Origin of the sequence: Pseudomonas sp. GM102, assembly GCF_000282555.1 — a bacterium.
GTDB lineage: Bacteria > Pseudomonadota > Gammaproteobacteria > Pseudomonadales > Pseudomonadaceae > Aquipseudomonas.
Genome location: NZ_AKJB01000082.1, coordinates 1 through 10,405, shown reverse-complemented (window position 1 = coordinate 10,405; position 10,405 = coordinate 1). Strand labels below are relative to the sequence as shown.

The window sequence follows — 10,405 nt, the reverse complement described above, 5'->3', positions numbered from 1 at the left end:
GGGGGAGCCGATAGCGGCGGCATTCGACTACGAGTCGACCATCGAAAAGGAAGAGCTGGTACTGATCGTCGACATCGGCGGGGGTACATCGGACTTCTCGCTGGTGCGCCTGTCGCCTGAGCGCCGCAACCACGACAACCGTCACGACGACATCCTCGCCACCGGCGGCGTGCACATCGGCGGGACCGATTTCGACAAGCAGCTGAGCCTGCAAGGCCTCATGCCGCTGTTCGGCTACGGCAGCCGGATGAAGAGCGGCGCTTACATGCCGACCAGCCACCACATGAACCTGGCGACCTGGCACACCATCAACTCGGTGTACTCGCAGAAGTCGACCCTGGCCCTGGGCAGCATGCGTTACGACATCGAAGACACCGGCGGCATCGATCGCCTGTTCAAGCTGATCGACCAGCGCGCCGGCCACTGGCTGGCCATGGAAGTGGAAGAAACCAAGATCCAGCTGACCCACGCCGACAGCCGCCATGTGCCACTGGATCGCATCGAGCCGGGTTTGAGCGTGGAACTGAGCCGGGCACTGTTCGAATCGGCCATCGACAATCTGCTGGAGCGGGTGCGCAACAGCGTGACCCAGTTGCTGAACGACGCCAACGTGCGGGTCGATCAGGTGGATACCGTGTTCTTCACCGGCGGTTCGAGCGGGATTCCGGCGCTGCGCAACAGCGTCTCGGCGATGTTGCCGAATGCGCGGCATGTGGAAGGCAACATCTTCGGCAGCATCGGCAGTGGGTTGGCGATTGAAGCGGCCAAGCGTTACGGCCCGATGGATTGACTTGAAACCCTGTGGCGAGGGAGCTTGCTCCCGTTGGGCTGCGCAGCAGCCCTGAAACCATTCAAACCATTTCGTCAGGTGCACCGCATACGCTGGTTTTGCGGCTGCTGCGCACCCGAACGGGAGCAAGCTCCCTCGCCACAATTAGATCAACACTGGATCAAACCATCCCCACCTGCTTCAACTCACTCTTCAGATACGCGTAATAAATCGGCCCCGCCACCACCCCCGGCAGGCCGAACGCGGCTTCGAACACCAGCATTGCCAGCAGCAACTCCCACGACTTGGCACTGATCTGCCCGCCGACGATGCGCGCGTTGAGGAAGTATTCGAGCTTGTGGATAACGATCAGGTAACCCAGCGCCGCCACCGCCACCCAGATCGACAGCGACAAGCCGACGATGGTGATCAAGGTGTTGGAGATCAGGTTGCCGATCACCGGCAACAGGCCGAGCAGGAAGGTCAGCACGATCAGGGTTTTGGTCAGCGGCAGCTTGATCCCGAACATCGGCAGGACCACCGCGAGAAAAATCCCGGTGAAGAAGGTGTTGAGCAGGGAAATCTTGATCTGGGCGAAAACGATGTTGCGAAACGCCTGGACCAACAGGTGCAAACGGTCGAACAGCGCCGCGGCCAACGGTTTGCGCTTGGTCACATCCGGCGCTCGCTGCAAGGCAATGATCGCCCCCAGCACCATGCCGATCAGCAGCGTCACGAACATGTGCGCCGCGTCCTTGCCCACCAGTTGCAAATCACTGAGGTGCTTGCTCATCCACTGACCGATGGCCACGCGAAACTCGGCGGCACTGGCCGGCAAATAAGCGTCGATGAACGGCGGCAACTGCCCGCGTGCGCGGTCGACCACGACCATGAATTTGTCGAGAGAAGCGCCGGGGTTTTCTGCCTCGTGCAGCAGAAAACTGATCGCACCGGCAAAGATCAACGCCAGCACGCTGACCACCAATGTCCCTAGCAACGCCACCGCCAGCCAGCGCGCACGGCGGCCTTCGATCAGCCGCTGCAATTGCGGCGTGAGCATGTTGACCAGTTCGAACACCAACAACCCGGCCAGCAGGCTGGGCAGCAATCGCAGAGGGAGCACCAGCAGCAAACCACCAAAAATGATGACCCAGCTGATGAACAACAAGACCTGACGCTGAGAAAACGCTGACATACAGCCTCAAAACGAACGACGTAAAAGGATTGGCAGTCTGCCAGCGATCCGGCTCCGAAGCGAGCAAACACGAACCTGTGGGAGCGAGCCTGCTCGCGATAGCATCACCGCGGTCCTTCGTGATACTGAGTCGCCTGCATCGCGAGCAGGCTCGCTCCCACAATGCTTATTTTTTCTTCAGGCAATCGCTCATGAAGGTTTTGCGTGCATCACCCGTGAGGGCCTGGGTGGTGGCGGTGGCGTTGCAGGTTTTCATCTTTTCTTGTTGAGGGGTCATGGACTTGGTGGCATCGGCGGCCGGCGCGGCTTTGAGGCAGGTGCTCATGAAGGCTTTGCGCTCGTCGCCCTTGAGGCTTTTTGCGGTAGCGTCGGCATTGCAGGTGGTCATTTTGTTCTGCTGGGCAGTGGCGGCGAAACCCTGGGAGCAGAGCAGCAAACCGACCATCAACAACGGGGCACGCAACATCTTCATGGAGTGTTCTCCTTGTTACCGCACCGATGGATGCGGCCTTGTTTCGGAGTGTAGACAAAGCCTGTTACACGTTCACCTGCTATCGAGGTGGCTGCGTCGATATTGCTCAGGCGTGCACCCGGCCTGACGCTGAAACATCGCGATGAATGCCGAGCCGGTGCTGTACCCCATGTCGAAGGCGATTTCCTGAATGCTGCGCTGGCTATCGAGCGCTTCGATCGCCGCCAGAAACCGCAACCGTTGCCGCCACTCCCCGAAACTCATGCCCAACTCGCGGACAAACTGCCGGGCCAACGTGCGTTCGCTGACGTGAATTTGCGCGGCCCAGTGCGCCAATGGCCGGTTATCCCCAGGCTCGGTCTGCAAGGCTTCGAGGATTGCGAGCAGCCCGGTGCTGCTGGCGTAGGGCAAGTAACACTCATGCATCGGCGCCTGTTGCAGTTGGTCCACCAGCACTTGAGCCAGTCGCTTGTCTGCATCGTGCTCGGGAATTTTCACATCGCGGGCGGCGAAGTCTTTCAGGATCGCCTTGAGAATGTCGCTGATCGCCAGGGTGCAGGCCTGCTGCGGCAGATCGCGGCACAGCGCCGGCGCAAGGCAGACCGCGCGATAGTTGATCGGCTGATTGCTATAGAAGCTGTGCTCGGTCCCGGGCGGCACCCACACCGCGTATTGCGGCGGCGACATGAAGCGGCGGCTGCCGATTTCCATGTGCAAGACCCCATTGGCCGAATACTCGAGGGTGCCCCAAGGGTGATGGTGGGCCGAGGCGTATTCATGGGTGTTGAAGTCGGCATAACGGAAATAGACCGGGGCCGGCAGCTCGCTGAAATCCAGCAGGTCGATGTGTTTGCTGTTCATGCTGTCCGGAATCAGAGGCAGGTTGTCTGGATCGAAGTATAGGCATTGATTCAGACAAGCGGATAATCACCCTTCATTAACGTTCTGGTTTTTCCCGATGCAATACGCTTATCCCCTGCTGGCCATTTTCATTTGGGCCGGCAACACCGTGATCAACAAACTCGCGGTCGGCGCGATCTTTCCCGCCGAAATCGGCTTCTACCGCTGGTTGCTGGCCGCAATGCTGTTCACGCCTTTCATGCTTAAACCGGTGATCGCTCACTGGCCGTTGATCCGCCCGAATCTGGGCAGGATTTTCATCCTCGGCGTACTCGGTATGGCGGTTTATCAAAGCCTGGCCTACTTCGCCGCGACGCTGACCTCAGCCACCAACATGGGGATCATTCTGTCGCTGATGCCGTTGATGTCGCTGGCCATGGCGATTATCAGCCTCGGCCAACGCCTGACCGCCGGAGCACTGGCCGGCGCGGTGCTGTCGTTTGCGGGTGTTTTGGTGGTGGTGTCGTCCGGCAGCCTTGGCGCATTGCTGGAACACGGGGTGAACCTGGGTGACGCGATGATGCTGATTGCCACGCTGGCGTATGCGATTTACAGCACCCTGCTGAAAAAATGGCAGCTGCGTTTGCCGCCGCTGGTGCTGCTGTATTTGCAGGTGTTGGTCGCGGTGGTGGTGCTGTTTCCGCTGTTCCTCACCTCACCGAAAATCGGCCCGACCCTGCAGAACATTCCGCTGGTGCTCTACGCTTGCCTGCTGGCCTCGATGCTTGCGCCGCTGGCGTGGATGCAGGCCGTGGTGCGCCTGGGACCAAGCCGGACCACGCTGTTTTTCAATCTGCTGCCGTTGATCACCGCGCTGATTGCGGCGGTGGTGCTGCATGAGCAGTTGGCGCTGTATCACCTGGTGGGTGGGGTGTTGACGTTGGGTGGGGTGGTTTTGTCGGAGCGCTGGACCACCGTGTTGGGCCGTAATATCAGCGTTGCCTGATATGACGCCTTCGCGGGCAAGCCACGCTCCCACAGGTTTTGTGTCGGACGCCGGCAATGAGCACGACGCCAAACCTGTGGGAGCGAGGCTTGCCCGCGAAGAACGATAACGCGGTCTAAACTCCCGCCGCCTTCAACCGCGCTGCATGCTCGACAAACAACCGCACCGGCTCCGCCCCCTTGCCCACCAACCCCAACGATTGGTTGACGATATCGAAGTGATCCATCGGGTATTCATCACCGATCACCGTCCCCAGATGCGAGCTGTAACGCCCGACCATCCCGTCGCAATGCCCCGCTTCACGCACGAAGGTCCTGGCAAACAACCGGCAACTGCGATTGGTCCCGTCGAACAGGTTGCATCCGCGATCGGTCTTGCCCGGCTGCAATGTTCCGGACCAGGAGTAATACCGCACGCCATTGACCACTTCCGGGCCGTTCCCGCCCCAGGTTTCAGGCAGACCCTGTGGATAACGCTGATTGAACAGCGCCACGCCTGCCGTGGTCAGCGATTGGTGCGACGCCGGGATATCCACCGGCAGTCTCGGCCCGCGATAGCCGGTTTCCAGCAGGCACATCAGCGCGCTGATCAGCCACAGTAAAAAGCTCAGGAGCCGGCCCTTGGCACTGTCTGCCGGATAATGAGTATGCAGATAGTCCGCCAGCTCCGAACCGTGATTCGGCCCGGCCACTGAAGTGACTGAAGCCACTTGGTCCGGGCGTTTTGCCGCGGCGTAACGGGCGGTCAACGAGCCCTGGCTGTGACCGATCAGGTTGACCTTCTCGGCCCCGGTGTCGCGCAGAATCTCGTCGATCCATGCCAACAATTGTTCGCCGCGCACTTCGGTGGAGTTGAGCGGCGAGACCTGCACTGCAATCACGGTCGCCCCATCACGGCGCAGCGCCGAAATGATTCCGTACCAATAGGGATAGAGCAGAAGCCGGATAAAACCGAGCATTCCCGGGACCAGCACCAAGGGGTAACGCGTGGCAGAACCTTGCGACATGGATGAACATCCTTGTGATCGGTGAGATGAAGCAAGGCCGGATGCAAGGCATCAGCCAAGCATCGCCACCCAAGATGACAACTCAACGACCAGTCTATGACATCGCTTACTTCAACCCCACCACGCCCGCCACAATCAGCCCGACCGACACCAGCTTGAGCGCGGTCAGGCTTTCGCCCAGCAGCGCAAAGCCGAGAAACACCGTGCCCAGTGAACCGATGGCAGTCCAGATCGGGTAGGCGATGCTCACCGGCAATTCGCGCATGGCCAGCGTCAGGAAGTAAATCCCGCCCACCGCGGCCACCACCGTAATCACCGAGGGCCAGAGCCGGGTGAAGCCTTCGGCGTACTTCATGCCCATGGCGAAGGTGACCTCGAATCCGGCAGCGATCAGCAAGAACAACCAGGCCATCTAGAACGCCCTGGCCAGCGTCAGCAAACGCTGCTCCGCCTCGGCCACGGACACTTGGAAAGTGCGTTCGGCGGACTCTTCGCCCTCGGCGGCGACAACGGTGACGTCGGTGATACCGATGAACCCCAAAGCGGTGCGCAGAAACGGGTCGGCATGGTTCATCGCTTCAAGTTCACCGCCGGGGCCGAAGCCGAACCCGCCGCGACTGGTGACGATCAACGCCTTCTTGCCCCGCACCAGCGGTTCGTACTGCGCGATGCCGTTGTCCAGGGTGTGATTGAACGTCAGCCCGAGCCGCACAATCTGGTCGATCCAGGCCTTGAGGCCGCTGGGCACGCTGAAGTTGTACATCGGGGTGGAGATCACCAACAGATCATGGCCGAGCAACTCCCCCACCAATTCATCGCTGAGTGCCAGGTCGGCCTGCATCGACAGCGGTCGCGCTTCAGGTTCCGGATGAAAAGCGGCCGCTACAAACGCTTCGTTGACGGCCGGGATCAACGCCCGACCGACTTCACGGCGGGTCAATTGCGACTGTGGGTTGCGGACCTGCCAAGCGGAAAGAAACACCTCGGCCAGACGCCGCGAATGTGAACGATCGCCACGGGGGCTGGCGTGAATGGCAAGAATTCTGTTCATCTGAATCTCCTTGAGGGCTAAACTGAAACGGCTTGTGCTTGCAGCTTGAAGCGCGTAACTGCCTATCTTCAAATGAACAAAAATCAGTCTGGATGAATCCATTTCATCCATGGAGTTGTAAATGTTTGCCTCGTTGCCGCTGACCGCCTTGCGTGCCTTCGAATCCGCCTCGCGCCTGTTGAGTTTCAAGGCCGCCGCCGAAGAACTCTCCGTGACGCCGACGGCGGTCTCGCACCAGATCCGCTCCCTGGAAAGCTGGCTCGGCGTGCCGTTGTTCGAGCGACTGCCACGGCAGGTGCGCCTCACCGAGTGCGGCGAACGGCTGTTCCGCAGCCTGCACGGCGCCCTGCTAGAAGTGGCGCAAAGCGTCGATACCTTGCGCCCGCAACGCAGCGGCACGAACCTGACAATTTCCACCACAGCCGCCTTTGCTGCCCTTTGGCTGGTACCTCGGCTGGGACGCTTTTACGCCCGACATCCGAACATCAGCCTGCGGCTGGACACCCACTGCGAAGTCATCGATTTGCATCAGGACGCCAGCGTCGATCTGGCGGTGCGTTACAGCCTCGACGATTACCCGAACCTGTATGGTTTGTGCCTGTTCGACGAATCCTTCGGGGTCTATGGCTCGCCTGAACAAGTGGCTCTGGCGGCCAATCGGGTACCGACCCTGATCAGCGTGCACTGGCACAACTCCAAGCTGTACGCCCATGGCTGGGAGGCCTGGTGCGCGCAGTCCGGCGAAACCTGGCTGGCCGCGCAACCGGCGGTGCGTGAGTACGACGAAGAGCATTACGCCCTGCAAGCTGCCATCGCCGGACAAGGCCTGGTGCTGGCGAGCAACATTCTGGTGTCGGAAAGTGTGGCCAGCGGTTTGCTGCTGCCTTATCGAGGGGATATTCAGGTCGACGGGGCCGGATACAGCGCGCTGTGCGTACCGGGCCGCGAACGGCACCCGCCGGTGCGTGCGTTTTTTGCGTGGTTGCAGGAGGAAGCCAGGTTGTCTGGTCTATTGCCAAGATCGCAGCCTGCGGCAGCGCCGGCAGAACGCATTCCAATGTAGGCGCATCGAAGACATCCTGGCCTGGGACGTAGAGCATGCCGATGACATGGCCGATATTCTGAAAGATCTATAGCGACTATTGAACCGCCTTCGCGGGCAAGCCTCGCTCCTACAGGTTTGCGTCGTGCCCATTGTCAGCATGCGACACAAAACCCGTAGGAGCGAGGCTTGCCCGCGAAGGCGTCATAACAGACGCCAACGGATTACCGGGTGGGCTTGACCGTCACCGGCGCCTTCCCGGCCTTCATCTGCTCCAGCAACGGCGCACACTGATTCGGCTCACCACCGCTGGGCGCTATCAACGCCAGCAAGCCCGCCGCCGGCGCGGCAATCACACCCAGCGCAACCATCCCGGCCCCGCGCAGCATTAACGGCACCGGTTTCACGCCCGCATCCGGCTTGATGAACTTGCCTCGCACATACAGCGGCGAACGCAACGAAATCAAACGCCAGCCCTTGGATTCCGGGGAAATGGTCAGGTCCAGTTGCTCGGTTGCCATGTTCGCCGTGCCGTCGACATAGACGATTGCATTCTCGGTATCGAAGACAAACAGCCGCGTGGTCGCCAAACCGCTCTTGATATCGAAATCGGCCGCCGCGCAGTTGATCTTCACTTCCTTGTCGCCAAAGATCTTGCCGACCACATAGTTGCCGACGTTGAGCCCCGCCAACTCCATCAACTCACGACTGATAGCGCCGTCATTGATCAGCATCTTCAAATTGCCGTCGGCAGTGCCCAGCAGTTTGGCCACCGAGTTGCCCCGCCCAGTAAGGTCGGCATCGCCATTGAGCTCACCGAAACTGGTTTTCATCCGCTCAAGGGTGGGGAACAGCTGCTTGAGCTTGAACTTGCGCGCGGTCAGTTTGGCCCGGCCTTCCAAAGGCTCGGCGCGCCCGTTCAGACGAATCTGCGCATCCAGATTGCCGCCAGCCACGCCGAAACGCAGAGGTTCCAGGCTGAGCACACCATCCGTCAGCACCAAGTGGGTATAGAGATCGTTGAACGGCAGTTTTGCGCTATGGACGATGCGTTTGCCGGTGAATTCCACATCAGCGTCCATGTCGCGCCAACGTTCAGTCCTGAACTCCTCGACCGGTAGCAGCTTGTCTGCCGGCTGCTTGCTTTCACCGCCGCGGGCCTCTTGCCTGGCGTTGGAATCGGCACCGATCAATGGGGCCAGGTCGGTAAACAGCAGTTGATTGGACTCCAGCGCCCCGCTGAGTTTGGGCCTCGGCTGGCTCGCCACGTAGGTCAGGTTGCCATGGATGTCACTCTCGCCGATCTTGCCGTTGAACGCCTCATAGCGGTACACCGCCCCGCCCGGCTCTTGCAGCTTGGCGATCAAATGCCCGTCAGTGGCGTACGGCGGGGTATCCGGGAGCGTTACGCCGATCAGTGGATACAGATTGCCCAGGCTGGCACCGGCCAGTTTCAGGCGCAAATCCAGGGCGCCGAGATTCAATGGATCGGTGAGCGTGCCGGCCAGCTCGACGCTGGTGTCGGCGATCTTAGCTTGCGCCTGAAGCGGGAACGGCTTGGAGGCATCCTGTAAGGCCAGCAAGCCGCCGGTCTTGCCCTCGCCCGCGAGATTCTGACCGTGGTATTGGCCTTTGACCTTCAGTGCGAATGCGTAATCCTGGGGTGAACCACCCTTTTCAACCGCTTTTTTTGCCGCTTTGTCTCCGACAATGTCGCTGAATGGAATCGGCTTGCCCAACGGATCGATGAGCAGATCAAGCTGAGTCTTCAGCTTCTGGTCGTCGAGCGTGACGTGGCCCTTGTCGAAGCCGATGGCACCGATGTCCAGCACCCAGTTCGAAGGTTCGGCGTTCGGGTCTTTGGGGTCGAACTTGAACGTCCAGTTGGCACGGCCGTCGGCCAGACGCTGCAGGTCGGCATTGGGTTCGCTCAGGTCGATGCGCGGGATCACCACCCGCTGCGCCAGCAAGGCCAGTGGCGAAATGCGCAGTTCAACGCGTTTGAGGGTGGCCATCTGCGGTTGCTTCGACCAGTCCGGGTTGCCCAGGCTCAGGTCCTCAGCCACCACATGTGGCCACGGCACCCAGGCCCGCCAGCCGCCCTCATCAGACTCGCGCTGCCAGACCACCGCAAGGTTGCCATTGATGGCGAACGGACGATGCAGCTCTTCGGACACTTTGGCGTTCAGGGGCGGTTTGATCCGGTTCCAATCGAAGAACGCGATGATCAGCACCAGGACGGCCAGCAGGACAACGAGGCTGGCGAAGGTCCAGGCAAGAATTTTACGAGTGCGCGTCATTGCACGGGGCTCCTGAATACGACTGAGCGCCCCGACAGCGACGCACTGATGAAACGTTAGGCCAGAACCGGCCTGCCATGACATCTAGGACTGGGAAATGGCGCGCAGGTTTAACCGAATAGGCACTTAACACTCAAATAATCGGCCGGGGACACCCTGCTCCCTCATCCGGCGTTACCGCCCCCGCACTTTTGCGAGGCGAGAATGGGTCGAAAATACCCACCCCAGTGCAAAAACGATCGCCGGAAACGCCCGTTCTAGAGCGCCGCGGCCGAACAATCAATTCTGTTGATTATTACCATTGCGTTTATGAACTTTTGTATCGACTTATCGAGAGTAGCATTGCCCTCGTACCCACTTTATCGCCCTCCCAAGGAGCAACCCATCATGAAACGCGAATTACTGCTTAGCCTGACCCTCTCCATGTTAGCCAGCACCGCTTTTGCTTTGCCGGCTGCTGATCAGGCCACTCCACAGGTCAAAGACAGCCACTCGGTGTTCAGCCAGAGCGTTGCCGCGGATGGTTCCGACCGCACACCACAGGGCCAGACCCTGGCCGAAGGTGGTAATGATCGCCTGAAAGAAAAAGGCCTGATCACTCAAGATGGCTCGGATCGTACTCCACAAGGCCAAACCCTGGCCGCTGACGGTTCCGACCGCACTCCACAAGGCCAAACCCTGGCCGCTGACGGTTCCGACCGTACTCCACAAGGTCAAACCCTGG

The 10,405-nt window shown here is 60.2% G+C and carries 11 protein-coding genes; 4 read left to right on the top strand and 7 right to left on the bottom strand.

Annotated features, from left to right (window positions below; all coding sequences use genetic code 11):
• A partial coding sequence (locus tag PMI18_RS09445; RefSeq protein ID WP_007903463.1) for an Hsp70 family protein occupies positions 1-790 on the top strand: 790 nt, incomplete at its 5' end.
• Between the two features lie 160 nt (positions 791-950).
• On the opposite strand, the gene PMI18_RS09450 is transcribed toward PMI18_RS09445, so the two are convergent.
• From PMI18_RS09450 to PMI18_RS09460, 3 genes are all read right to left on the bottom strand, one after another.
• A complete protein-coding gene (locus PMI18_RS09450) occupies positions 951-1,964 on the bottom strand; it encodes an AI-2E family transporter (RefSeq protein ID WP_007903462.1) in 1,014 nt (337 codons plus the stop codon).
• A gap of 166 nt (positions 1,965-2,130) precedes the next feature.
• A complete protein-coding gene (locus PMI18_RS09455) occupies positions 2,131-2,436 on the bottom strand; it encodes a PsiF family protein (RefSeq protein WP_007903461.1) in 306 nt (101 codons plus the stop codon).
• A gap of 72 nt (positions 2,437-2,508) precedes the next feature.
• Positions 2,509-3,297, bottom strand: a complete 789-nt coding sequence (locus PMI18_RS09460; protein WP_007903456.1) for an AraC family transcriptional regulator — start codon at positions 3,295-3,297, stop codon at positions 2,509-2,511.
• Positions 3,298-3,394: 97 nt separating this feature from the next.
• Between PMI18_RS09460 and PMI18_RS09465 the strand changes: the two genes are divergently transcribed.
• Complete coding sequence (locus PMI18_RS09465; RefSeq protein ID WP_007903455.1) at positions 3,395-4,282, top strand: DMT family transporter; 888 nt, start codon at positions 3,395-3,397, stop codon at positions 4,280-4,282.
• A 115-nt stretch (positions 4,283-4,397) separates the two neighbouring features.
• Here PMI18_RS09465 and PMI18_RS09470 read toward each other — a convergent pair whose 3' ends face one another.
• The 3 genes from PMI18_RS09470 to PMI18_RS09480 all read right to left on the bottom strand — a co-directional run bounded on the left by PMI18_RS09470 (position 4,398) and on the right by PMI18_RS09480 (position 6,339).
• Positions 4,398-5,288, bottom strand: a complete 891-nt coding sequence (locus PMI18_RS09470; RefSeq protein ID WP_007903453.1) for an esterase/lipase family protein — start codon at positions 5,286-5,288, stop codon at positions 4,398-4,400.
• A gap of 106 nt (positions 5,289-5,394) precedes the next feature.
• A complete protein-coding gene (locus PMI18_RS09475) occupies positions 5,395-5,700 on the bottom strand; it encodes a DMT family transporter (protein ID WP_007903452.1) in 306 nt (101 codons plus the stop codon).
• Positions 5,701-6,339 carry an FMN-dependent NADH-azoreductase gene (locus PMI18_RS09480; protein WP_007903451.1) on the bottom strand — a complete coding sequence of 213 codons (639 nt, stop codon included), beginning with the start codon at positions 6,337-6,339 and terminating at the stop codon, positions 5,701-5,703.
• Between the two features lie 121 nt (positions 6,340-6,460).
• Here PMI18_RS09480 and PMI18_RS09485 point away from each other — a divergent pair, with 121 nt between their 5' ends.
• Positions 6,461-7,402, top strand: coding sequence for a LysR substrate-binding domain-containing protein (locus tag PMI18_RS09485; RefSeq protein ID WP_007903450.1), 942 nt, complete (start codon positions 6,461-6,463; stop codon positions 7,400-7,402).
• 203 nt (positions 7,403-7,605) lie between these two features.
• Here PMI18_RS09485 and PMI18_RS09490 read toward each other — a convergent pair whose 3' ends face one another.
• Entirely contained in the window at positions 7,606-9,681 is a 2,076-nt protein-coding gene (locus tag PMI18_RS09490) for an AsmA family protein (RefSeq protein ID WP_007903449.1), read from the bottom strand.
• A 387-nt stretch (positions 9,682-10,068) separates the two neighbouring features.
• On the opposite strand from PMI18_RS09490, the gene PMI18_RS09495 reads away from it, so the two are divergent.
• A partial coding sequence (locus PMI18_RS09495; RefSeq protein WP_007903447.1) for a hypothetical protein occupies positions 10,069-10,405 on the top strand: 337 nt, incomplete at its 3' end.

Bases quoted from the DNA above. Each gene is read 5' to 3' on its own strand.
- PMI18_RS09450 (WP_007903462.1), bottom strand. From the start codon at position 1,964: ATGTCAGCGTTTTCTCAGCGTCAGGTCTTGTTGTTCATCAGCTGGGTC.
- PMI18_RS09485 (WP_007903450.1), top strand. From the start codon at position 6,461: ATGTTTGCCTCGTTGCCGCTGACCGCCTTGCGTGCCTTCGAATCCGCC.
- PMI18_RS09465 (WP_007903455.1), top strand. From the start codon at position 3,395: ATGCAATACGCTTATCCCCTGCTGGCCATTTTCATTTGGGCCGGCAAC.
- PMI18_RS09490 (WP_007903449.1), bottom strand. From the start codon at position 9,681: ATGACGCGCACTCGTAAAATTCTTGCCTGGACCTTCGCCAGCCTCGTT.
- PMI18_RS09480 (WP_007903451.1), bottom strand. From the start codon at position 6,339: ATGAACAGAATTCTTGCCATTCACGCCAGCCCCCGTGGCGATCGTTCA.
- PMI18_RS09475 (WP_007903452.1), bottom strand. From the start codon at position 5,700: ATGGCCTGGTTGTTCTTGCTGATCGCTGCCGGATTCGAGGTCACCTTC.
- PMI18_RS09455 (WP_007903461.1), bottom strand. From the start codon at position 2,436: ATGAAGATGTTGCGTGCCCCGTTGTTGATGGTCGGTTTGCTGCTCTGC.
- PMI18_RS09470 (WP_007903453.1), bottom strand. From the start codon at position 5,288: ATGTCGCAAGGTTCTGCCACGCGTTACCCCTTGGTGCTGGTCCCGGGA.
- PMI18_RS09460 (WP_007903456.1), bottom strand. From the start codon at position 3,297: ATGAACAGCAAACACATCGACCTGCTGGATTTCAGCGAGCTGCCGGCC.